At 65.1% G+C, this 20,728-nt stretch carries 21 protein-coding genes and 1 riboswitch; of the genes, 14 read left to right on the top strand and 7 right to left on the bottom strand.

Translation table 11 applies throughout. The features are described from left to right. Positions 1 to 31: 31 nt before the first annotated feature. A riboswitch (TPP riboswitch) is annotated at positions 32 to 141 on the bottom strand. Between the two features lie 126 nt (positions 142 to 267). The 7 genes from KQ693_RS08760 to sat are packed head-to-tail and all read left to right on the top strand — an operon-like array spanning position 268 to position 6,586. After that, positions 268 to 1,998, top strand: coding sequence for a nitrite/sulfite reductase (locus KQ693_RS08760; RefSeq protein ID WP_267260965.1), 1,731 nt, complete (start codon positions 268 to 270; stop codon positions 1,996 to 1,998). A 12-nt stretch (positions 1,999 to 2,010) separates the two neighbouring features. After that, complete coding sequence (locus KQ693_RS08755; protein ID WP_267260964.1) at positions 2,011 to 2,769, top strand: uroporphyrinogen-III synthase; 759 nt, start codon at positions 2,011 to 2,013, stop codon at positions 2,767 to 2,769. Then, positions 2,766 to 3,416: a precorrin-2 dehydrogenase/sirohydrochlorin ferrochelatase family protein gene (locus tag KQ693_RS08750; protein ID WP_028492801.1), complete on the top strand. Its 651-nt coding sequence runs from the start codon at positions 2,766 to 2,768 to the stop codon at positions 3,414 to 3,416. The genes KQ693_RS08755 and KQ693_RS08750 overlap by 4 nt, the downstream gene beginning before the upstream one ends. Next, a complete protein-coding gene (locus tag KQ693_RS08745; RefSeq protein ID WP_135255890.1) occupies positions 3,404 to 4,072 on the top strand; it encodes a phosphoadenylyl-sulfate reductase in 669 nt (222 codons plus the stop codon). Before KQ693_RS08750 ends, KQ693_RS08745 begins: the two co-directional genes overlap by 13 nt. After that, positions 4,073 to 4,813 carry a sulfite exporter TauE/SafE family protein gene (locus KQ693_RS08740; protein ID WP_267260963.1) on the top strand — a complete coding sequence of 247 codons (741 nt, stop codon included), beginning with the start codon at positions 4,073 to 4,075 and terminating at the stop codon, positions 4,811 to 4,813. It begins immediately after the preceding gene. Further along, complete coding sequence (gene cobA, locus KQ693_RS08735) at positions 4,806 to 5,531, top strand: uroporphyrinogen-III C-methyltransferase (RefSeq protein ID WP_267260962.1); 726 nt, start codon at positions 4,806 to 4,808, stop codon at positions 5,529 to 5,531. The genes KQ693_RS08740 and cobA overlap by 8 nt, the downstream gene beginning before the upstream one ends. Before the next feature lie 2 nt (positions 5,532 to 5,533). After that, positions 5,534 to 6,586: a sulfate adenylyltransferase gene (sat, locus tag KQ693_RS08730; protein ID WP_267260961.1), complete on the top strand. Its 1,053-nt coding sequence runs from the start codon at positions 5,534 to 5,536 to the stop codon at positions 6,584 to 6,586. Here the strand turns inward: sat and KQ693_RS08725 are convergent. The 5 genes from KQ693_RS08725 to cobT form a co-directional block, all read right to left on the bottom strand. Then, entirely contained in the window at positions 6,583 to 7,926 is a 1,344-nt protein-coding gene (locus KQ693_RS08725) for a cobyrinic acid a,c-diamide synthase CobB (RefSeq protein ID WP_267260960.1), read from the bottom strand. The genes sat and KQ693_RS08725 overlap by 4 nt on opposite strands. Positions 7,927 to 7,930: 4 nt before the next feature. Further along, positions 7,931 to 8,530 carry a protoglobin domain-containing protein gene (locus KQ693_RS08720; RefSeq protein WP_135255885.1) on the bottom strand — a complete coding sequence of 200 codons (600 nt, stop codon included), beginning with the start codon at positions 8,528 to 8,530 and terminating at the stop codon, positions 7,931 to 7,933. Positions 8,531 to 8,596: 66 nt separating this feature from the next. Further along, entirely contained in the window at positions 8,597 to 9,160 is a 564-nt protein-coding gene (gene cobO, locus KQ693_RS08715) for a cob(I)yrinic acid a,c-diamide adenosyltransferase (RefSeq protein WP_267260959.1), read from the bottom strand. Further along, positions 9,139 to 9,837: an adenosylcobinamide-GDP ribazoletransferase gene (locus KQ693_RS08710; RefSeq protein WP_267260958.1), complete on the bottom strand. Its 699-nt coding sequence runs from the start codon at positions 9,835 to 9,837 to the stop codon at positions 9,139 to 9,141. Before KQ693_RS08710 ends, cobO begins: the two co-directional genes overlap by 22 nt. A 4-nt stretch (positions 9,838 to 9,841) precedes the next feature. Then, entirely contained in the window at positions 9,842 to 10,855 is a 1,014-nt protein-coding gene (gene cobT / locus KQ693_RS08705) for a nicotinate-nucleotide--dimethylbenzimidazole phosphoribosyltransferase (RefSeq protein ID WP_267260957.1), read from the bottom strand. A gap of 25 nt (positions 10,856 to 10,880) precedes the next feature. Here cobT and KQ693_RS08700 point away from each other — a divergent pair, with 25 nt between their 5' ends. The 5 genes from KQ693_RS08700 to cbiB all read left to right on the top strand — a co-directional run bounded on the left by KQ693_RS08700 (position 10,881) and on the right by cbiB (position 17,388). After that, positions 10,881 to 11,417, top strand: a complete 537-nt coding sequence (locus KQ693_RS08700) for a histidine phosphatase family protein (protein ID WP_267260956.1) — start codon at positions 10,881 to 10,883, stop codon at positions 11,415 to 11,417. A gap of 142 nt (positions 11,418 to 11,559) precedes the next feature. Next, positions 11,560 to 14,895 carry an ATP-binding protein gene (locus KQ693_RS08695; RefSeq protein WP_267260955.1) on the top strand — a complete coding sequence of 1,112 codons (3,336 nt, stop codon included), beginning with the start codon at positions 11,560 to 11,562 and terminating at the stop codon, positions 14,893 to 14,895. 201 nt (positions 14,896 to 15,096) lie between these two features. After that, positions 15,097 to 15,657 carry an OsmC family protein gene (locus KQ693_RS08690; protein WP_267260954.1) on the top strand — a complete coding sequence of 187 codons (561 nt, stop codon included), beginning with the start codon at positions 15,097 to 15,099 and terminating at the stop codon, positions 15,655 to 15,657. 14 nt (positions 15,658 to 15,671) lie between these two features. Continuing rightward, positions 15,672 to 16,403 carry a cupin domain-containing protein gene (locus tag KQ693_RS08685; protein ID WP_267260953.1) on the top strand — a complete coding sequence of 244 codons (732 nt, stop codon included), beginning with the start codon at positions 15,672 to 15,674 and terminating at the stop codon, positions 16,401 to 16,403. A gap of 133 nt (positions 16,404 to 16,536) precedes the next feature. Next, on the top strand, positions 16,537 to 17,388 hold the full coding sequence (gene cbiB / locus KQ693_RS08680; protein WP_267260952.1) for an adenosylcobinamide-phosphate synthase CbiB: 852 nt from the start codon (positions 16,537 to 16,539) through the stop codon (positions 17,386 to 17,388). Positions 17,389 to 17,487: 99 nt separating this feature from the next. Here the strand turns inward: cbiB and KQ693_RS08675 are convergent, their stop codons facing one another. Continuing rightward, positions 17,488 to 18,072, bottom strand: a complete 585-nt coding sequence (locus KQ693_RS08675; protein WP_267260951.1) for a hypothetical protein — start codon at positions 18,070 to 18,072, stop codon at positions 17,488 to 17,490. A gap of 79 nt (positions 18,073 to 18,151) precedes the next feature. Here KQ693_RS08675 and KQ693_RS08670 point away from each other — a divergent pair, with 79 nt between their 5' ends. Together KQ693_RS08670 and KQ693_RS08665 are read left to right on the top strand one after the other, a co-directional pair. After that, a complete protein-coding gene (locus KQ693_RS08670) occupies positions 18,152 to 19,105 on the top strand; it encodes a DNA methyltransferase (protein ID WP_267260950.1) in 954 nt (317 codons plus the stop codon). Further along, positions 19,102 to 19,482 (top strand): hypothetical protein, encoded by a 381-nt coding sequence (locus tag KQ693_RS08665; protein ID WP_267260949.1) that lies wholly within the window; start codon positions 19,102 to 19,104, stop codon positions 19,480 to 19,482. Before KQ693_RS08670 ends, KQ693_RS08665 begins: the two co-directional genes overlap by 4 nt. Here the strand turns inward: KQ693_RS08665 and KQ693_RS08660 are convergent. Beyond that, positions 19,479 to 20,723, bottom strand: coding sequence for a vWA domain-containing protein (locus KQ693_RS08660; protein WP_267260948.1), 1,245 nt, complete (start codon positions 20,721 to 20,723; stop codon positions 19,479 to 19,481). The two genes, KQ693_RS08665 and KQ693_RS08660, sit on opposite strands and share 4 nt — an antisense overlap. Between the last annotated feature and the right edge of the window lie 5 nt (positions 20,724 to 20,728).

The raw sequence follows: 20,728 nt of genomic DNA, 5'->3' as shown, positions 1-20,728 counted from the left end.
GCGGCCTGGGGAGAAGTCGGTTTGTAAGGGGATTCTTCCGCATAGGCTTCCCTCCGCCGGCATTACCCGGATCAGGTTCTAAGGGTTGCTAGGAGAAACCTAGCTCTCAGCCCCTCCATTGGGGCACCCCTAGCCTGTCCCTTCCACTATAGCATGCGGGGCTCTCGAAAACCCGGCCTGGGGAACAGGGCATATACCCTTGACTTTCACACACTCAATGGTATATCATGCCGGGCAATCCCCCGGGGAGGGGGGAAAGGAGGCGGAATGGCAGGACTCAGCGCGGAGGCCGAAGCCGAAATCCAGTATCTGGAGGCCATGATTTCCCGCCTCGAGGCGGGGGAGGAAGACCCCGAGGACTTCCGGGTCTACCGCCTGAAAAACGGCATCTACGGCATTCGGGGAAGGCCAGAGCACCACATGGTGCGCATCAAACTCCCCGTGGGCCGGGTAAGCCCGGAGGCCCTAAGGGTTCTGGCAGAGGTGGCGGAGCGGTATGCAGAAAACCGTCTGGCCCACGTAACCACCCGGCAGGCGGTGCAGCTTCACCACGTGCACCGAAGGGACGTACCCCACGTCCTCCGGGCTGTAAACGGGGTGGGCCTCACTACCCGCGAGGCCTGCGGCCACTCCATCCGAGCCATCACCTGCTGCCCGTACGCCGGAGTTTCCCCTGAGGAGCCCTTTGACGTGACTCCCTACGCCGAGGCCGCCTACCGCTACTTCCTCCGTCACCCCGTGGGGCAGAACCTGCCCCGCAAATTCAAGATTGCCTTCGAGGGGTGCGCCACAGACCATGCCCGTACCCCCATTCACGACATCGGGGTGGTGGCCGCGGTGGAGGGGGGCAAAAGGGGCTTCCGCCTTTATGTGGGCGGGGGCTTGGGAGCGGCTCCTATGAGCGCGGAACTTTTGGAACCCTTTACCCCAGAGGAGGACCTCCTCCCCACCATGCTGGCCATCATCCGCCTCTTTGACCGCCACGGTAACCGCAAGGTCCTAACCCAAGCCCGGCTCAAGTTTCTGGTAAAGAAGTGGGGAATTGCCGCCTTCCGCGAGGCGGTAAGGGAGGAAAGGCGGATCGTGAAGCTCACCGCAAGCGGTGAGGACCTAAAGGCCTGGCAACCTCCCCAGGACCTCCCACCCCCAAGCCTTCCCTCCCCTCCCAGGAAGCCCTTCTCCTTCGCTCCCGGGTTTGATGCCTGGCGCCGCACCAACCTCTTTCGTCAAAAGCAAGAGGGCTACTACACCGTGGCCCTGCGCCTTCCCCTTGGGGATATCACCTCGGAAGGGCTCAGGGCGCTGGCGGATATCGCCGAAACCTACGCTGGAGAAATAAGGAGTGCCATCAGCCAGAACCTACTCCTTCGCTTCGTGCCCGAGGACGCTTTGGGTGGGCTTTACGAAGCCCTGTTGCGGGTGGGCCTGGCCCATCCTGAGGCCCACACCATCCTGGACATAACCCGCTGCCCTGGAGCTGACACCTGCAACCTGGCCATCACCCGCTCCCGGGGACTGGCGCAGGCCCTGGAAGCGCACCTCCACACCCTTCCTCTGACCCATGATCCAGCGGTGCGGTCCATTAGCATCAAGATCTCCGGTTGCCCCAACTCCTGCGGTCAACACCACATAGCCGATATCGGCCTTTACGGCTCAAGCCGTAAGGTAGGGGAAAACGAAGTTCCTCACTACACCCTCCTCCTGGGGGGGCGCACCCGGGAGGGGGAGGCCCGTTTTGGCCAAGTAGTGGCTCGGATTCCTGCCCGGCGCACTCCTGAGGCGGTGGAAAGGATCCTGAAGCGCTACCAGGAGGAGCGGGAGCAGGGCGAAAGTTTCCAGGCTTATTTGGACCGGGTGGGGGCCGCCTCCTTCAAGCCCCTTCTCGAGGACCTCCAGACTATTCCTTCCTATGAGGAAGCCCCAGAGTACTACCAGGACCTGGGGGCGGAAGGGGAAACCTTCCGGGTGCAGCTAGGCCGTGGGGAGTGCGCGGTGTAAGGGAGGTTGGGGATGCGCATTGCCTATGCCGGTCTCAGGAGGAGGGAAGAGTTCAAATCCCTGGCGACAAAGCTAGGCTTAATCCCCCTCCTTCTCCCTGTTCAGGCCACGGAAAAGGTACCCGCTCCCGAATACCAGGACCATCTCCGGCGGCTGGGAGAAGGCGTGGATCTCTTCGTGGCCACCACCGGGATAGGGGTAAGGGAGCTTTTGGAAGGAGGGCGGGTTTTGGAACTAGACCTGAAGGGGAGCCTGGAGAAAGCCCTCCGCTTGGCCCGGGGGACCAAGGCCGCCCGGGTACTCAGGGACCTAGGGCTTGCCCCTCATGGGGTAGGAGACGGGACCACACCAAGCCTCCTGCCTCTCTTACCCCAAGGACCCGGAGTGGCCGCCGTCCAGCTTTACGGCAAGCCCCTACCCCTCCTGGAACAGGCCTTGGAGGAAAGGGGCTATGCGGTTCTCCCCCTCATGCCTTACCGCCACCTGCCGGACCCTGAGGGGATCCGCCTTCTGGAGGAGACCATTTTGGCCAAAGAGGTGGAAGCGGTAGCCTTTGTAGCCGCCATCCAGGTGGAGTTCCTGTTTGAGGGAGCCCGGAACCCCTCGGAGTTGAGGAGAACCTTCCAGCACGAGGTAAAGGCCCTGGCCGTGGGCCGGGTTACCGCGGATGCCTTAAGGGAGTGGGGGGTGCAGCCCTTCTACGTGGATGAGCAGGAGCGGCTAGGAAGCATGCTCCAGGGCTTCTTACGCCTGTACCGGGGGGTGGCATGACCTACTTTCCCCTCATGCTGAACCTGAGGGACAGGCCGGTTCTCCTAATCGCCGGCGGCCCGGAAACGGGGGCCAAGCTCCAAGCCCTCTTGGAGGCCCAGGCCCAGGTTACCGTCCTGGCTGAGGAGGACCATTGGAATCTGGCGGACTTGGCCAAGGAGGGAAGGATCCGCTGGCTTCCCCGAGGTTATCGGGAAGGGGACCTCGAGGGCTTCTTCCTGGTGGTGAGCCATCCCCGGGACAAGGGGATCCACCCCCAGGTAAAGGCAGAAGCGGAAAGGCGAAGGGTGTTTTTGGTGGCGGTGGACGACCCGGAAAACGCCACCGCCATCCTCCCCGCCGTGGTGCGAAGGGGGGAGTTGGTGGTGGCCCTTTCCACCTCTGGGGCTGCCCCTGCCTTGGCGGTGCGCCTAAAGGAGCGTTTTCTTCGGCTTTTGGGTCCAGAGTACGGGGAACTTGTAGCCTACCTGCGCCACCTTAGGCCACGGATAGCGGAGATCCCCTGCTTCGAAGAGCGCAAGCGGCTTTGGTACCGCCTTGTGGATTTGGCCTTAGAGGAACTTGACCTGGATCCGGAGGCCGGCCTGACCAGGGCCAAGGAAAAGGTGGAGGAAGTGCTTGCGGAGGTTCAGCCATGGACAAGGTAACAAGCGCCAAGGCCCTTATCCGGGACGCCCTAGCGGAAGGCCAAAAGCCCTGCTTCACGTGCAGTTTCCAAGCAGAGGACGTGGTGGTGCTCCATCTCCTCTTGGAGGAGAAACCCGACATCCCCGTCCTCTTCCTGGACACCGGCTACCACTTCCCGGAGGTCTACGCCTACCGGGATGCCCTAAAGGAGAAGCTTGGCTTCCAGCTCATCAACCTCTCCCCAAGCCTTTCCCGGGAGGAGCAGGAACGCCTATACGGGAAGCTCTACGAGACCGACCCCACCCGCTGCTGCCAGATCCGCAAGGTGGACCCGCTATTCCGGGCCCTCGAGGACTACGACACTTGGTTCACAGGGCTTAGACGGGAGCAGTCCCCCACCCGGGCCCACCTGAAGCCAAGGGAGGAAGCCATCCTAGAAAGCGGCCACCGCCTCATCAAGGTGAACCCCCTCTACGATTGGACCCTGAAGGAGGTCTTCGCCTACCTGGCTGTGGCCGATCTTCCCCACCTTCCCCTTTATGACCAAGGCTACCTCTCCATCGGCTGCGCTCCCTGTACGGCCAAGCCCCTAGACCCCAAGGACCCCCGCTCTGGCCGCTGGGCGGGCAAGGGCAAGCTGGAGTGTGGCATCCACCTGCACCCAAAGGAGGAATAGATGGCCTTTCTTCTGGGCTTCCTCATCGCCTTCGCCATCGGGATCACCGGGGTGGGGGCCGGCACCATCACCGCCCCCCTCCTCATCCTGGGCCTGGGCCTTTCCCCGGAGATCGCGGTGGGCACGGCCCTTCTCTTCGGTTTTCTGGTCAAGGTTCCCGCTGGCGCCGTCTACCTCTTTAGGCGCCAGGTGGCGGGTAGGGTGCTGAGCCTCCTCCTTTTGGGGGGGATTCCTGGGGTCCTGCTGGGCAGCCTCCTCCTGGTTCACCTCAAGGGGGCCAAGGACATGGTCCTCCTCCTGGTGGGGCTCACCGTGGTGGTTTCAGCGGGGCTTGGGCTTTACCGGAGCCTGGCCCGGCTAACCCTAAGCCGGGAACGGCCCTGGCTCCTGCCTCCCGCCGCCTTCGGGATTGGCCTCGAGGTGGGCTTCTCCTCGGCAGGAGCAGGGGCCCTGGGCAGCCTCCTCCTGCTCTACGCCACCCGCCTTACTCCCCAGCAGGTGGTGGGCACGGACATCCTCTTCGGCCTGGTCCTCTCCCTGGCGGGGGCTGGGGTGCACCTCCACTTCGGCCAGGTGGACCCAAACCTCCTCCTCTCCCTAAGCCTAGGAGGAATCGTGGGGGCCAGCCTGGGGGCCCTCGTGGCCACCCGCGTGCCCAAGCAGCCCTTCCGGGTAGCCCTCCTACTCTGGCTTCTCTTCATCGGTGCCCAGATGGTCTGGCGGGGGGTGGCCCATGGCTAGGGTCTACCTGGTGGGAGCCGGGCCAGGAGATCCCGACCTCCTCACCCTGAAGGCCTACCGCCTCCTCAGGGAAGCCCCGGTGGTCCTCCACGACCGGCTGGTGGACGGGAAGATCCTGGCCCTAATCCAGGGGAAAAGGGTGGAGGTGGGCAAGGCGGAAGGGGAAAGCGGCAAGCAGGATGACATCCACCGGCTTCTCCTCCACTACGCCCGGACCCACCCCTTCGTGGTCCGGCTCAAGGGAGGGGACCCCTTCGTATTCGGAAGAGGGGGTGAGGAGGTGCTTTTCCTCAGCGCCCATGGGGTGGCGGTGGAGGTAGTACCTGGGGTAAGCAGCGTCCTGGCCACAGGACTTCCCCTCACCCACCGAGGCCTCAGTTCGGGCTTTGCGGTGGTCTCCGGGGTTTTAGAGGGTGGTGGATACCCGGACCTAAGCGCCTCCGCCAAGGTATCCACCCTGGTGGTCCTCATGGGGGTGAGAAGGCGGGCATGGATTGCCCAAGAGCTGATTCGGTTGGGAAGGGATCCCAAGGAACCTTGCCTCTTCGTGGAGAGGGCCACCACCCCCAAGGAAGCGCGGGTGTTAAGCCGGCTGGAAGAGGTGGCGGAGGGGAAGGTGGAGGTGGCCGCCCCAGCGGTCTGGGTGATCGGCAAGGTGGTGGAGGTCTTTGACGTTCTCCAAAAGACGCCCCAGACTTGGGTCCTTGCGGAGGTTTGACCATGGTGGAAACCCTACCCCAGGTGACCATTGGCGAGGACGAGCAGCTGGACCTAGAAAACCTGGCCACGGGAGCCTTCCACCCTGTGCGAGGCTTTATGACTCGGGAGGAAACCCTTTCCGTGGCCCAGGAGATGCGCCTCCCTTCGGGAGAGGTTTGGACGATTCCCATCCTCCTCCAGCTCCAGGAGCGACCCCGGGTGGGCAAGGGGGATCAGGTGGTCCTCGTGCGCCGGGAAAAGCCGGTGGCCCTTCTCCAGGTAGAGGACGCCTACGAGCTGGACTTGAAGACCTTGTCCCGGCAGGTGTTCGGTACGGAGAGCGAGGCCCACCCCGGGGTCAAGAAGCTCCTCGCCAAGGGGCCCTACGCCCTCGGGGGGCGGGTAGAGGTGTTGGCCTGGAGACCCCGGTCTGCACAGCTTGAGAAAACCCCCGAGGAGATGCGGGCTTTCTTCCGGGAAAAGGGCTGGAGTAGGGTGGTGGCCTTTCAAACCCGCAACGCCCCCCACCGGGCCCACGAGTACCTGATCCGGTTGGGACTGGAGCTGGCCGATGGAGTTCTAGTCCATCCCATCCTGGGTGCCAAGAAAGAGGACGACTTCCCCACGGAGGTCATCGTTAAGGCTTACCAAGCCCTCATAGAAGGCTTTTTGCCCCGGGAACGGGTGGCCCTGTTTGGCCTTGCCACCCCGATGCGCTACGCCGGGCCCCGGGAAGCGGTATTCCACGCCCTTGTGCGCAAGAACTTCGGGGCCACCCACTTCCTGGTGGGCCGGGATCATGCAGGGGTAGGAGATTTTTACGATCCTTACGCAGCCCACCGCATCTTTGACCAGCTTCCCCCCTTGGGCATCGAGATCGTGAAGGTGGGCGCGGTCTTTCACTGCCCCATCTGCGGCGGGATCGCCTCGGAAAGAACCTGCCCCGACCACCACCGGGAAAAGCGAACCTCCATCAGCATGACCAGGGTACGGTCCCTCTTAAGGGAGGGCAAAACCCCACCCGCCGAGCTGGTACGCCCGGAACTGGTCCCTATCCTACGGGAAGGGGTTTAGGGACCCTCCGACGGGCCTTCCTCCAAGCCCCTTTGGGCCAGGACCAGGAGCCTGGCCACCGCCTCAAGACGAGTGGGGAGGTAGAGGTGGACAAAGCTCGCCAAAACCCTACCGTCTGTATACCCCTCCACCTCCTCTCCCCCCACCCGCCGCCAGGCGGGGCTTGGGGAGGATTCCATCCGGGCGTAGTGGAACTCGTGCCCCTTGAAGGCCTCTCCCTTTCTGGCTACCGGGTTATCCCTCAAGGCCTCCACCTCCCGGTAGCCCAGGATGGGCCTTTCCGCCATATGGGCCTCCCCCGGAACCAGGCCCACCATGGGGAAGTAATCCTCCCCCACCCAAAGCCCCTGGGACAGGTACATGTACCCCCCGCACTCCGCCACCACCGGGCCAGGGAAAAGACGGATGGCCTCCCGCATGGCCCGGTTTTCCGCAAGCTGCTCTGCGAAAAGCTCGGGGTAGCCTCCTCCGAGGAGGATGGCCTCTGCCTCCGGAAGGGCCGAATCCCCTATGGGGCTAAAGGGGACAAGCTCCGCCCCCATGGCTTCTAGAAGCTCCAGGCTCTCGGGGTAGTAGAAGCGGAAGGCTTGATCCCAGGCGTAGGCCACCCGCACCCAGGCCGGCCTCCCCTCGGGGAGGAAAGGAGGAGCCTCGGGCAGGGGCAAGGCGGAGGTGGCCAGGCGCAAGACCACTTCCAGGTCCACCTGGAAAGCCCGGCGCAAGGCTGCTAAAGGCGGGCGTATCTCCCCGGCGAGGACCAGGCCCAAATGGCGCTCCGGGATCTCCAGAAGGGGGTCTTGCGGAAGCCAGCCCAAAAGGGGCAGGCCCACCTGGCCGAGGGCCTCCCTTAGGAGTTCCGCATGCCGGGGAGAACCCACCCGGTTGGCGAAGACGCCCACCACCTGGACCCCAGGATCAAAGTTCCGGAAGCCCTGCACCAGGGGGACGATGGAACCCGCCATGCCCGAAGCATCCACCACCAAGGCCACGGGGGCTTTGAGGAGCTTGGCCACCTGGGCCGTGGAGCCCACCTGGCCCAAGGGATCCTTGCCATCAAAGAGCCCCATGACCCCCTCCACCAGGGCCAGGTCGGCTCCCTTGGCTCCATGCTGAAAGAGGGAAAGGAGGCCGGTTTCGTCCAGGAAAAAGCCGTCCAGATTGTACACCCTGCGCCCGGAGGCCACCTCGAGGTGGCTGGGATCCACGTAATCCGGCCCCACCTTGAAGGGCTGGACCTTAAGACCCCGCTCCCCAAGAGCCTGGAGGAGGGCCAGGGCCACGGTGGTCTTTCCCGCCCCCGAATGGGGGGCGGCCAGGACCAGCCGGGGAAGCCTCACCATGGCCTTAGCCTGGAGAAAGGCCCGCCAGGAGGCGGGCGGCTTCCTCCTGGGCCCTTTGCAGGAAAACCCCCACCTCCACCCCTTCCGCCTGCGCCAGGGCCTCGAGGTAGGCGTGGAGATAGCCTTCGGAGATCAAGGCCATTACGGTAAAGCCCAGCCGGCGCCAGGCATCCGCCAGGGCCTGGGCTTCCTCCTGGGGAAGGTGCTCTCGGGCCAGGCGGGAGACGGTATCCACCACCCAGTTCCACATAGCGGCCATCATGGCGTTGGTCACCCCCCGGCGTACATGCACCAGCCCCACCAGGGTCTGCCAAGCGAAATACTGGCCGTTAAAGGGGCCCTCCACGGTGCGCAGGTACCAGTCCCTTAGGGTCTTCTCCCGAGCTGGCCTTTCCCCTTCCCGGAAGATGGCCCGGGTGGCGGGGTGGCCGAAGAGGGTGTCGTAGAAGCCCTGGACCACCTGGCCCACCCAGCCCCTCATGAGCTCCTTGTGCCGGGAAAAAGCCCTGGCGTCCTCCAGGGGGCGGAAACGGGCGGAGGGAGGAAGCTGGGACCAGAACTCCTGGGCCAAGGCATAAAAACGGCCAAGGCTCTTATCGGTCATGCGTACCATTCTACCTTCCCTGTGAGGGAATCCACCCATAGCCCAGGGAGGCCAAGCCCTTTAGCCCTAGTGCTCTATCCCCCGTTGCGCTGGCACCCCCTGGTCGAAGGCGTGCTTCACCTTGCGCATCTCGGTCACGGTGTCCGCGAGGTCCAGGAGGGCCTCCGGAGCCAGCCGACCCGTCACCACCACGTGCACGTGGGGGGGCCGTTCCCTCAGGACCCCAAGGAACTCCTCCAGGGGAATCCAGCCGTAACGCACGGGATAGGTGGCTTCATCCAGAACCACCAGGTCCCACTCCCCGGAAAGAAGGGCCGCCCTCGCCCTTTCCCAGCCTTCCCTAGCCAGGGCCGCCGAGTGGTCCAGGTCCCGGCTTTTCCAGGTGAATCCATCCCCCAAGCCCTCCACGGGAATCCCCAGGGCAGAGAAGGCCCGATGTTCCCCAAAGCGGGCCCCTTGGTGCTTGATGAACTGGAAGATCCTCACCCTCAGGCCCCGGCCATGAGCCCGAAGGGCCAGGCCAAAGGCTGCGGTGCTCTTTCCCTTGCCGTCCCCGGTGTAGACCAAAAGGAGGCCCCGCCGTTCCCCGGTGGGCCGGGTGTAGGGCTTCACCCGCTCAGGGTTTGCCATAGGACATAGCCTACCAGGCCCCCAAGTTCCCCCAGGGCGATCATGGCCCCGAGGACATCCCCGTTGATTCCGCCCAGGCGGGCAAGCGCAAAGCGGGCCACCAGGTAGGCGGTGAAGAGGGTCAAAAGGGCGGACCAGGGGTAAAGAAGGGGAAAGGGAAGGGCAAGGAGGAAGGCTCCCCAAACCGGTCCCCCCCGGATGAGTCCAGCCATCCCCTGGTGCAGAAGGGGATACCGGTTCAGAAAGGGCAGGATGGCGAAGCGGGCAAAGCCGGGGAGGAAGAGGAGGAAAAGGGGATCCCGCACCAGGGCCAAAGCCTGCCAGAGCAGGAGGAGGTAGAGCCCTCCTACCCCGAAGGCGAAGGGACCCAGGTGGGGGTCTTTGAGAATGCGAAGCCGCTCTGCCCTGGGCCTCGAGCCCAGGAGGGCATCGGCGGCGTCCAAAAGCCCATCCAGGTGCAAAAACCCCGTGAGGAGGAGAAGGCAGGCGAGCAGCAAGGCGGCCAGGAACCCTTCGGGAAGGGGGAGAAGGGCGAGAAGAGAGAGGGGAAGCCCGAGGGCATAGCCCGCCAGGGGGAAGAAAAGCGTGCTCCGTCGGAAATCCTCCGGGCTGGCCTCCCGGGGAGCCAGGGGAAAGACGGTAAGAAGGCCTAGGGCCAGGCGCAGAAGCCGCAGCATGGGCTTAAGGGCGGTCGGAAACCCCTGCCTCCTCGAAGGTGGCCATGTGCAGGATGCGGGCCGCAGCCCTGAGGAGGGGCATGGCCAGCACTGCCCCCGTCCCTTCCCCCAGGGCCAGGTCCAGGTCCAAAAGAGGTTTCAACCCCAGGGCCTCAAGGATATACCCGTGTCCGGGCTCCCGGCTCTTGTGCCCGGCGAAGAAGTGGTCCTTCACCCGGGGGTTCAGCCTAAAGGCCAAAAGGGCCCCGGCAGAAACGGGAAAGCCGTCCAGGACAAGGGGGAGACCCCTTTCGTACCCCTCCAGGTAGACCCCCGCTATGGCCAAAAGCTCCAGTCCTCCCAGTTCCGCCGCCACCTCCAAGGGGTGCATCCCGGGGCGCAAGCGTTCCAGGGCCTGGGCCACCGCCTCCCGTTTCCGCCTAAGGCCCTCCTCTCCCACCCCGGTGCCCGGGCCCACCACCCTTTCCGGGGAAAGGCCAAGAAGCCCGGCGGTTAGGGCGCTGGCCGCCGTGGTGTTGCCGATGCCCATGTCCCCTGCCGCCAGCACCGTGGCCCCCTGGTCCACGGCCCACCGGGCTGCCTCCCTTCCCGCTTCCAGGGCTTTTTGCGCCTCCTCGAGGGTCATGGCGGGCTCCTTGGCCAGATTCCTGGTCCCCGGTCGCACCTTACGCTTAAGCAATCCGGGGTGGTCGGGAAGCTCGCCCTTTACCCCCACGTCCAACACGTACACCCTAGAGCCAACTGCCTGGGCCAGCTGGTTGATGGCCGCCCCTCCCCGGAGGAAGTTCAGGACCATTTGGTAGGTCACCTCCTGGGGATAAGCGGAAACCCCCTCCGCCACCACCCCGTGGTCGGCGGCAGCCACCACCACCGCCCCCAGGCCCAGTTCCGGTTTCAGCCTTCCCTGGATGGCGGCAAGCCGCACCGCCACCTCCTCCAGGTGGCCCAGGGACCTAGGGGGCTTGGTGAGCCGTTCCATGCGCTCCCTTGCCGCCTGCAGAACCTCCTGGTATCCCATACGGCAGGAGTATAAGCTCTGAGGCATGGAGCTATGGCTGGTGCGCCACGGCGAAACCCTCTGGAACCGCGAACACCGCCTTCTGGGCTGGACCGACCTGCCCCTCACCCCCACGGGGGAGGCCCAGGCCATACGCCTAAGAGGGAAGCTCCCTTCCCTCCCCGCCTATAGCTCGGACCTCCAACGGGCCCTTAGAACCGCCCTTCTGGCAGGCTTCCCCTCCATGCCCACCCCTGCCCTACGGGAGATTCACTTCGGGAGCCTCGAGGGCGCCCTGTGGGAGGAACTGGAGCCCAGGTATAAAGAAGCCCTCCTCCGCTTTGAGGGCTTCCATCCTCCAGGAGGAGAGAACCTCGAGGCTTTTCAGGAAAGGGTTTTCCGCTTTCTGGAAAGCCTCACAGGACCAGCCCTCCTCTTTACCCATGGAGGGGTGATCCGGGCTGTGCTCCGGGCCTTGGGAGCGGATGCCCTCCTCCCCCCTGGCAACGCCGTGGTCCTGGACTGGCCAAGGAGGGTTTTGGACCGCCTGGTTCCCAGCGAAACCCAGCAGTCCGCCCCCTGAACGTCAAAGGACAAGGAAACTTTGGCCGTGGGCTCCGCAGGGCACCCAATGAGCGGGGGTGGGTCCAAAGGCGTTTCCAATCCGTAACGCAACTTACTTTACATCTGCCATTTAGCATTCAAATTGGGTAAGAGGCACGTTTATGGCCCGCCCGCTCGAGGCGATCGAACTGCGCCTCCTGGGGGGCTTTGCAGTCCGGGTGGGCGGGTGCGAGGTGGCCGAAGCGGCCTTTGAACGGCGCAAGGCCCAGAGCCTGCTGAAGCTTTTGTCCCTGCAAAAGGGCTATCGGCTACACAGGGATCAGGTGCTGGAGGCGCTGTGGCCCACGCTTTCTCCCCCTGCTGCCCTGAGCCAGCTCTACAAGGCAGTGCACCAAGCCAGGGCTGCCCTGGCCTCGGCAGGATTAGGCCTCCCACCCGAGGAACTTCTGGCCCTAAAAGGCGAGGTGCTCTCCCTTCAAGCTCCAGGGGGGGTGATAAGCGACCTCGAGGCCTTCGAGGCCCAAGCCAGGATAGCCCTAGCCAGCGGACAGACAACCCAATTGGAGCAGGCCCTGGCCAGCTACGACGAGCTATTGCCCGCCGATCGCTACGAGGACTGGACCCTAGAGCGGCGCGAAGCCCTGCAGGAACTCCAGGTGCGGCTGTCCCTGGCCCTGGGCCAGGCCTGGCTGACCCAGGGCCTGTTGGCAGAAGCCACGGAAGCCTTCCGAACCGTCCTTAAGCTGGACCCCGCCCACGAGGAGGCTTACCGCGGTCTGATGCAGATCTATGCCCTCCAGGGAAGCCGCCTCCAGATGGATCGCCAGTACCACCGGTGCCGGCAAGCCCTGGCGGAGGAGCTGGGCGTGGAGCCTGCCCCGGAAACCGAAGCCCTTTACCGGCGGCTTCTGGCGGCCCCCCTTCCACCCTTGGCCGGCGAGGCCCCGGTTCCCGCCTCTCCCACGTGGCCGTTGGCGGGACGGGAGGAAGAGCTTAGCCAGATGGCCCAGGCCCTCGAGCGCCTGGCCCTGGGCCGGGAGGTGGTGCTGGGCCTGGAGGGCCCCCCGGGTATTGGCAAAACCCGTCTCGCCCAGGAGGTTTTGCGGCTCTCCCGCCAAAGGGGCTACCAAACCTTCCTGGGCACCGCCCACGCCGCCGAGGGCCAGCTTCCCTACGCCCCTTTCGTGGAAGTCCTGCGGCAAGCGTTGCGCACCAACCCCGCCGACTCCGAACTGCTCCCCACCGAACTTCGCGCGCACATCCCCGAACTGCCAGCGGGCGGTGCACCGGTGCTCACCGGCGACCCCCTTGCCGCACAGGGGCTCCTCTTTGCCGCCGTCTGGCGCTTCCTGTCCCGCCGGGCTACCCATAGCCCCTTGGTCCTGGTCCTAGAGGACCTCCATAACAGCGACGAGGGCACCCTGCACCTCTTCCACTATCTCGCCCGCCAGGGCGTGGAAAGTCCCGTCCTGCTCTTGGGCACTTGGCGGAGCGAACCCGAGCCACCCCAGGCCCTAAGGCAACTCATCCATAGCCTCGAGGGCTTAGGTCTGCACAGGCTTTCCCTGGAACCCTTGGCCCAAAGCGCCCACCGGGACCTCCTGGTCAAGCTGCTGGGCGGCGAGGTGGCCCCGGCCCTGGAAGAGGGACTCTACCGTCTCTCCGAAGGCAACCCTCTGTTTGCCCTGGAGGTCACCCGCCAACTCCAGGAGAGCGGCCAGCTGACTCGCACGGACGAGGGTTGGCACTGTACCGGACTGGGTTCCCCTCCCCTACCCCCATCCCTCGCCACGCTGGTCGGTGGCTGGCTCGTGCGCCTTAGCCCGGAGGCCCTTCACCTGCTCCAACTCATAGCGGTGGCCGGGCAGACGGTACCCCTTGCGGTTCTGGAGGCGGCCGTGGGACCCCGCCTAGCGGACACCCTGGAGGAGGCCCTGACGGCGCACCTCCTCCTCGAGGAGGGACTGGGCTACCGCTTCCGCCACGTCCTGTACCGCGAAGCCCTTTACCAAGGGCTTTCGTTGGCCCGACGGAGCATCCTGCACGGGGAGCTAGCCCGGGCCCTCGAGGCCACCTATCCTTCTGATCCCACACCCTACACCGAGGCTCTGGCCCACCACTACCGCCAGGCAGGAAAGACCGAGCAGGCGCTAGGGTACCTGCTTAAGGCGGGCGAGCGGGCCACTGCGGTCTACGACCATGCCGCCGCCCTTGAGCGCTACCGGGAAGCCTTAGGGCTTGGGCTTTCCGGTGAAACTAGAGCGGGGATTTGGGAGCGCATCGGCGATGCCCACCGGGCCACGGGAAACGTGCATCAGGCCCTGGCGGCCTACCGGGAAGCCCTTGAGGCCACCTCCTCTCCAGCCGCCCTTTACCGAAAGCTGGCCCTCTGCGCCATCCTTGCCACCGACATGGTCAGCGCAAAAACTTACCTGCATAAGGCCGAGGCCCACCTTGGCGATACCCCCCTTGAGCGCGCCCAGCTCTTGTTGGTGTGGGCTCTTTACCACTGGCACTGGCACGAGTTCGAGCGAGCCGCCTCGGAGGCCCACGAGGTCCTGAACCTCGCCGAGGCTCAGGGTGCCCAGGTGGAAGCCCAGCAAGCCTGCGAACTGCTTGCCCTTTCCTACCTGCCCCTGGGCCGCTGGGAGGAGGGCTTGCACTACGAGCTCAAGCGTGGGCTGGCCGGCTGGTCGCCGGAAGTGGCCCTCGCCACCGACGCCCACCTGTGCCTATGGGAGTACCACGTCTATGGCGAAGACCCTTACCGGCAGGCCCAGACCTTTGTCCACCAGGTGCAGGAGCACGCCCAAGCCATGGGCAACCTGCGTTGCGTGGCGGTGTGCCACTATGCGCTGGGAAGCATGGAGCTCCTTCGGGCCAACTTCCACCAGGCTGCGCACCACCTAGGACGCGCCCTCGAGTTGCACCAAAGGATCGGTTCCCCAGCGGGCGAGGCCTACACCCGTGCGCGCGAAGCCCTACTCCACACCGCACGGGGTGAGCTGGAAGCCGGGTGGCAAGCGGTACAGCAGGGCCTCGAGGCCGCTCAAGAAGCAGCCGTCCGCGATCACTGTCTGGCGCGCCTCTACGCCGCCGGGCTCTGGAATCGGCTCGCCGCTGGCGACCTGGATGCCCTTCATACGCTAGCCGAAAAGAGCAGGAGCCTCGAGGTTTCCGAGGCGCATTGTCCGGTTTGTAGCGTTCAGCTTTTTCCAGCCCTTGCCGCCTACCACCTGTGCTCGGGGGAGCCGGAAACCGCTTTGAACTACGCCCGCAAGGCCACGGAACTGGCCGCTGCCTTCCAGAACCAGTCTGGCTACGCCCAGGCGCGGTGGATGGAGGGCCAGGTCCTGGCTGCCCAAGGCCAGGCAGAAGAGGCCGAGGTAGCCTTGGCCGAGGCCGCCTCCATTTTCCGCACGCTGGGCCATGCCATCGACCTGATACCCCGCCTCTCGGACTGCTTACCTTCTGGAACTCCATTCCTTATGCCTTGAGGACCCCTATCGTTGGTTTCGCCTTCATGGACACGGGTAGCCAGCCTGACGGAGCCTGGCCAGCTCGAAGTTCCTCGGGCCCAGAAGGCGTATTTCCCCAACCAGCCCCCTTGGGATGCCCGCGGGAAGGTTCTGGGAAGGGGGGTTCCTCCATCCTGAACTTGGGGATAGCAAGGTCCAACCCCACCTAAGGAGGAGGATATGACCGCGCAAAACCGGCTTAACGGCATCGACATCGACGGGCTTGTGGCCACGGTTCAGGCTATCCAGGCTGACCCCAACCTGGCCCGCTTCCGCTTCCGCTCGCACACCGACTGGGTTTCAGGGGGCAACGTCAAGACCCGCATCCAGGGGTTCTATGGAGCAGGGCATGAGGACACCTCGAGGACCGCTCCCTTCACCCTCCAGGGCGACGAGCCCTCCGTCCTGCTTGGAACCGACAAGGGCCCGAATGCGGTGGAGGTGGTGCTGCATGCTCTGGCCTCCTGCCTGGCGGTGGGCTTCATCTACAACGCCGCCGCCAGGGGAATCCGGGTGGATGCCCTGGAGTTCGATATTGAGGGCGACCTGGACCTCCAGGGCTTTCTGGGGCTCTCCGAAAAGGCACGCCCCGGCTACGAGGGCATCAGGGTGCGCTATCGGGTCAAGGCGGATGCCTCCCAGGAGAAGCTCCTGGAGCTGTGCGACTACGTGCAGAAGACCTCACCGGTGCTGGATATCCTTCGCAACCCGGTGCCAGTCAAGGTGAGCCTCGAGGTTTAAAGGGAGGAACGAGAATGAAAAAGCTTGGCCGGATCCTTTGGAGTGCAATTTTCTTCCTGGTGGTCGCCCAGGCACAACAGCTCCCACCAGGACCCCAGGCATTGGCTTCCAACACCTTTGCCGACGCCCACCGCATGCAGTTGGTGCAGTTCTTCCTGGACTTCGCCCCCGGAGCCTGGACGCCCTTACACACCCACGGAGGTGTGGGCTTTATCAGCGTCCTGGAAGGCACCATGACCGTGAAGGAAGCGGGAAAGACCACCGCCTACACGGCCGGGGAAACCTGGATCGAACACCCGGGAACAGCCGCCGAGGTGGGCAACGCCACCCAGGCCAAGGCCCGGCTCTTCGTTTCCTTTCTCCTACCCAAGGGAGCTGCCCTTACCCTTGTCGTGCCCACCGCCACCGCTGGGCAAACCCTTCCCCCCGGACCGACCACCCTCTACCAGAACCGCTTTGAGGAAGTCAATCTTCCCATGCAGTTCGATCTGGTTCAGGTCGTGCTGGAATTCGCACCCGGAACCTGGACTCCCGAGCACACCCATGGCGGCCTGGGTTACGCCACCGTAGTGGAGGGCAGCATTCTGGTGCGAGCGAAGGGAGGGGAAAAAACCTACAGGGCGGGAGAGGGCTGGGTGGAAATCCCCGGGGAGTACGCCGTGGTGGGGAACCCGGGATCCACCAGGGCAGTGGTTGCGGTGACCTTTCTACTTCCCAAGGGAGCTAGCCTCACCATAACCCGCTAGTGGCTCAAACCAAAAGCCCCTGTGGGGACCCATTGCCCCACAGGAGCTTGCTTTTACCGAAGGGATGGCCACCGCGGACCAGGCTCCTTAGGATAGTGGAAGCGCACGTGGGCCCGAGGACGGAGCCTGCCCCATGAGCCTGCTATTGTCCCTCCTGCTAGACGCCCTCCTGGGCGAGCCTCCAAGCCGCATCCACCCTGTGGTCCTCATGGGCCGTTACCTGGCTTGGGCTTGGCCCAGGGTGCGGGGTTTCTGGTCCGGGGCCTTCTACTGGAGCCTCGGGGCTTTCCTCTTCACCTTCCCCGCCCTCCTTCTGGACCTTCTCCTAAAGCCCCTGCCCTGGGGCTGGGTAGCCTTAGGGCTTCTCCTGAAGCCCCTTTTCAGCCTGCGGATGCTTCTGGAGGAGGTGAGGGGGGTGGAGGCCGCCTTGGGAGAGGACCTGGAAGAAGCCAGGGCAAGGCTCTCCCGCATCGTAAGCCGCCCCACCAAGGACCTCTCCCCAGAAGAGGTACGGGAAGCCGCCTTGGAAAGCCTGGCCGAGAACCTCTCGGATAGCCTCCTTGCTCCCCTCCTCTACTACACTCTTTTCGGCCTGGCAGGGGCAGCCCTGTACCGATATGTCAACACCGCCGATGCCATGTGGGGCTATCCCCAGCATAGCCTCCGGGGCACCGTGGCCGCCCGGGCCGACGACCTCCTTAACCTACTTCCCTCCCGTATCGCCGGCCTCCTCGTTTGCCCCCCGAGGCTTTGGCCCCGGCTCTTGAAGGAGGCCCCCAAAACCCCTTCCCCCAACGCCGGCTTCCCCATGGCTGCTTTAGCCTTAAGGCTCGGGGTCCGTTTGCGCAAACGGGGAGCGTACGCTTTAAACGAAGAAGCCCCCTCTCCTACCCACGAAAGCACCCGGAAGGCTTTGTTCCTGGTGGCTACATTAGGTTATGGAGTAGGTCTGGTTCTGGGGTTCCTCACATGGGGACCTCGCTGAAAGAAAACCATCGTAGGATGGACTAGATCGACAACGAAGTACCTCCATAAGCCATCGCAGAAGGCACGGGACGCATCTGGGTTTCACCCCCAGTAGGGTTTACGCTCTCTCGCCCTTGGGCTTTGCCCCGTTCCGGCGGAGCCAGTCCCGATGCAGGACCAAGAGCTCCCACCAGAGGGTCCGCTCCTCGAGGCCATAGACCACCGCTGGGTCCAGGTCCGGTGGCAGGGGAGGGCAGGAAGGGTGCCTCTTGCCCAGGAAGGTGCCATCCCCCGGGGGGTTCCCGGGCAGGAGCAGGAACCCCTCCCCGTCGGTGAGGACGCTGTGGACCAGGCTGGCCTGGTGCCTTTGCAGGAAGGCATAGGGCCGGCAGACGAGTTGGGGCCTTCCCTCGGCCACCGTGGCCAGATAGAGCCAAAGCTTCCCCCTCTGGTCCCGGAGGAACCGGGTTTCCGCCTCCCCCGAAAGCACCAGTTCCCGGTGCAAGCGGCGGGGGCTACGCAAGCTTCCGTTGCGCCCCCGCACGCTGAACCAGTCCAGCTGCCGGTAGGCCAGCTCCTGGCCTTGGTCCTCCTTCTCCCCCTTGCCCCAAACCCTCCATATCTCCCAGAGGCCGCACTCCCCCTGGTACCGCCACAGGGCACTGTCCTTCAGCAAGGGTTTTCCCCGGAAGGCTCCTTTCATCCCAACCGCCTCCTGGCCCCAGGATAGGAGGGAGGTTTTTTCCGTCCGACGGAAGGCTTCCATCTCCTAGCCTGGAGGCATGAAGCGCAGGGCGTGGCTGATCTACCAAGAGGTTTTGGAGGCTGCTCGCCGGCAGGGGCTGGCCCAAGGGGAGGAGCAGGAGGTGGCCCGGGCTCTTCTGGACTTGCCCCGGGAGGCCTTCCTGGCCTTCGCCCGGGCGGTGGGGCTAGAGGCCAAGTACCTCAAGTACGACCTCCTTCCCATAGCCTTCCTCCCAAACCCCTTGCGGCAGGCCCTGGCCAGGGGCCTCCCCTTGCGCGAGGCCCACCGCCTGGCCCGGGCCCTGAAGCGGGGAAAGGTTTCCCCGGAGGACCTGGCCCACCGGCCCCTGGAGGCGTGGGTCGGCCTGGGAAGGAACGGGGAGGACCTGGATCCCAGGGCTCCCGTGTGGCTTTTCCCCCCAGAAACCCGGAAGGAGGCCTTGCCCCAGGGGGTAGCCCGGGCCCTGGTGGGCCTTTACACGGAAAGAGGGGAGCTGGTGGTGGACCCTATGGCCGGCTACGGCACGGTGGTGGAAGCCGCCAGGGCCTTGGGCCGCCGGGCCTGGGGCGGGGACATCGATCCCAAGGGACCCCTGGTGGAACGGGCGGACATCCGGACCCTTCCGGAGCGTTTCCAGGGCGAGGCCGCCCTCCTGGTCCTCCATCCGCCCACCTTTGCCTCCTGGCTGGCCTCGGAAGGACACCGGGAGCCTCCGGAAGAGCGGTATGCGGCCTACATCGAGTACCTGATGGAGCTCCTCCGCCTGAGCCTCGAGGCGGTGCGCCCCGGGGGGAAGCTCGCCCTGGTGGTGCGGCCGAGGAGGGAAGTAACCCGGGGGGAGCGACGAGCGGGCCGGGATTTCTTCCTCTCGCCCTTTGAGCGGGCCCTGGCCGAGGTGGACCCCAGGCTCCGACCCTTTCGCTACCACCTGGCGGTGAGCCGGGATGGGCGGGAGGACTGGCACCTCTTCGTGGGGGAGGTGGAAGGATGAGGTGGGCCTGGGTGGTGGACGACTCCCCAGAGCGGTACGAGGTGCTGGGGCTTTTTCTACGCTCCCGCTGGGGCGTGGGGGCGGTGCGGTTCTCCCCGGAGGTTCCCGAGGACCTCGGAGAGGCCTGGGTGGTCAGCCTGGACTACCACCTGGCGGGATGCACCGCCTTGGAGGCCTTAAAGCGCCTACCCCCGGAAAGGCTTGCGGGCCGGCTTTACGTGGTGCACTCCACGGCGGGCCTCGAGGCCACCCTGCTGGAGGATTGGCTCCGGAAACAGGGCCTCGAGGTCATCCGCTACCCCTACACCCTGATCCGGATGGAAGTCCGGCCCAAGCGCCGCCTCGGGCGCTCCGGGCCGGTACAACTCCCAGGCTAGGAATCCTTTCGCCCCTGGCGGTTGCGGTAGACCTGGCTGGAAAGGAGTTTGCGGGCACGGGCGGGGGAGCGGTCCAGCTCCTCAAGAAGCGCCTCTAGCTCCTCCCCCTCCGTTTCCAGGAGCTGTTGGTACGGGGCGAGCAGGGGCAGGGTTGCGCTTAGGGAGGACCGGGCCGTATGGAAGTCGCCCCGGTACAAAGCCTCCATGGCCTGCTGGCGTGCCCAGGTGGCCTTCAGCTTGGCCATCGCGGCCTCCACCTCGGGCAGGGAGTCCAGGCCTTGGTAAACCTCCTCCTCCAGGGCGGGAAGATGCAGGCTGGCTTCCTCCTGCTGCACCCCACCACCCGGGCTTTCCCAGGTCAGCCTCACCCCAACCCAGGCCTCCCCTCCCGGGGCCTCCACCTCCAGCAAATACTCCAGGGTGCGCCCGCCCACCAGGGGCGGAAGCCGGTACACTCCACCGTCTTCCCGAGCCAGGTCGTGGAGAAGGCGAATCTCTCCCCCGTGGGGCGGGGTAAGCCATAACCTGACCCCCGTGCCCAGGGTGGTGGCCAAGCCGGAAAGCTCCTGGGCAAAGATGCCGGGCAGGTCATCGGGGCTTTCGATGAAGTAGTAGTTCCCCTGCCCGGCCTCGGCCATGGCCATCATCAGGTCCTCGTTGTAGCCCAGGCCCACCCCCAGGGTGCTGGTGCTCACTCCCCTTTGGGATAGGCCCCGCACCTGCTCCGCAATGACGTTGGGGTTGGTTTCCCCCGTATTGGCGAGGCCGTCGGAAAGCACGATCACCCGGTTGAGCCGCTTGGCATCCAGATGGGCGGCCACCTGGGTGGATCCTTCCAGCCAGCCGGCATGCAAGTTAGTGGAGCCTCGAGGCCTCACAGGCCGGAGGCGCCGGAGGATCTCCTCCTTGTTCCCGGCCAGGGTGCTGGGCACCACCACCTCCACCTGGTGGTCATAGATGACCACCGCCACCCGGTCGTGGGGGCGCAGGTTCTCCACGGCGTAGGCCACGGCCTTCTTAGCGAACCTGAGCTTATCGCCGGCCATGGAGCCCGAGCGGTCCAGCACAAAGGCCAGGTTTAAGGGCGGGCGCTCCACCTCCGCCTGAACAGGGGGAATCTTCACCCTTAGGAGCACGGGCATGCGGGTTGGCCCCGTGGCCCGCACCCCGGACTTCAAGGGAAGGAGCTCCAGCTCGGGCCGAGGGTTTGCCTGGGAAACCGCCTTCTTCTTGTTCTTCATCCAGA

The sequence above is a fragment of the Thermus brevis genome, assembly GCF_026427635.1.
GTDB classification, from domain to species: domain Bacteria; phylum Deinococcota; class Deinococci; order Deinococcales; family Thermaceae; genus Thermus; species Thermus antranikianii.
The sequence above is the reverse complement of the archived record's forward strand: the minus strand, read 5'-3'. Positions and strand labels throughout refer to the sequence as shown.

Bases quoted from the DNA above. Each gene is read 5' to 3' on its own strand.
- KQ693_RS08760 (WP_267260965.1), top strand. From the start codon at position 268: ATGGCAGGACTCAGCGCGGAGGCCGAAGCCGAAATCCAGTATCTGGAG.
- KQ693_RS08755 (WP_267260964.1), top strand. From the start codon at position 2,011: ATGCGCATTGCCTATGCCGGTCTCAGGAGGAGGGAAGAGTTCAAATCC.
- KQ693_RS08750 (WP_028492801.1), top strand. From the start codon at position 2,766: ATGACCTACTTTCCCCTCATGCTGAACCTGAGGGACAGGCCGGTTCTC.
- KQ693_RS08745 (WP_135255890.1), top strand. From the start codon at position 3,404: ATGGACAAGGTAACAAGCGCCAAGGCCCTTATCCGGGACGCCCTAGCG.
- KQ693_RS08740 (WP_267260963.1), top strand. From the start codon at position 4,073: ATGGCCTTTCTTCTGGGCTTCCTCATCGCCTTCGCCATCGGGATCACC.
- cobA (WP_267260962.1), top strand. From the start codon at position 4,806: ATGGCTAGGGTCTACCTGGTGGGAGCCGGGCCAGGAGATCCCGACCTC.
- sat (WP_267260961.1), top strand. From the start codon at position 5,534: ATGGTGGAAACCCTACCCCAGGTGACCATTGGCGAGGACGAGCAGCTG.
- KQ693_RS08725 (WP_267260960.1), bottom strand. From the start codon at position 7,926: ATGGTGAGGCTTCCCCGGCTGGTCCTGGCCGCCCCCCATTCGGGGGCG.
- KQ693_RS08720 (WP_135255885.1), bottom strand. From the start codon at position 8,530: ATGACCGATAAGAGCCTTGGCCGTTTTTATGCCTTGGCCCAGGAGTTC.
- cobO (WP_267260959.1), bottom strand. From the start codon at position 9,160: ATGGCAAACCCTGAGCGGGTGAAGCCCTACACCCGGCCCACCGGGGAA.
- KQ693_RS08710 (WP_267260958.1), bottom strand. From the start codon at position 9,837: ATGCTGCGGCTTCTGCGCCTGGCCCTAGGCCTTCTTACCGTCTTTCCC.
- cobT (WP_267260957.1), bottom strand. From the start codon at position 10,855: ATGGGATACCAGGAGGTTCTGCAGGCGGCAAGGGAGCGCATGGAACGG.
- KQ693_RS08700 (WP_267260956.1), top strand. From the start codon at position 10,881: ATGGAGCTATGGCTGGTGCGCCACGGCGAAACCCTCTGGAACCGCGAA.
- KQ693_RS08695 (WP_267260955.1), top strand. From the start codon at position 11,560: ATGGCCCGCCCGCTCGAGGCGATCGAACTGCGCCTCCTGGGGGGCTTT.
- KQ693_RS08690 (WP_267260954.1), top strand. From the start codon at position 15,097: ATGACCGCGCAAAACCGGCTTAACGGCATCGACATCGACGGGCTTGTG.
- KQ693_RS08685 (WP_267260953.1), top strand. From the start codon at position 15,672: ATGAAAAAGCTTGGCCGGATCCTTTGGAGTGCAATTTTCTTCCTGGTG.
- cbiB (WP_267260952.1), top strand. From the start codon at position 16,537: ATGAGCCTGCTATTGTCCCTCCTGCTAGACGCCCTCCTGGGCGAGCCT.
- KQ693_RS08675 (WP_267260951.1), bottom strand. From the start codon at position 18,072: ATGAAAGGAGCCTTCCGGGGAAAACCCTTGCTGAAGGACAGTGCCCTG.
- KQ693_RS08670 (WP_267260950.1), top strand. From the start codon at position 18,152: ATGAAGCGCAGGGCGTGGCTGATCTACCAAGAGGTTTTGGAGGCTGCT.
- KQ693_RS08665 (WP_267260949.1), top strand. From the start codon at position 19,102: ATGAGGTGGGCCTGGGTGGTGGACGACTCCCCAGAGCGGTACGAGGTG.
- KQ693_RS08660 (WP_267260948.1), bottom strand. From the start codon at position 20,723: ATGAAGAACAAGAAGAAGGCGGTTTCCCAGGCAAACCCTCGGCCCGAG.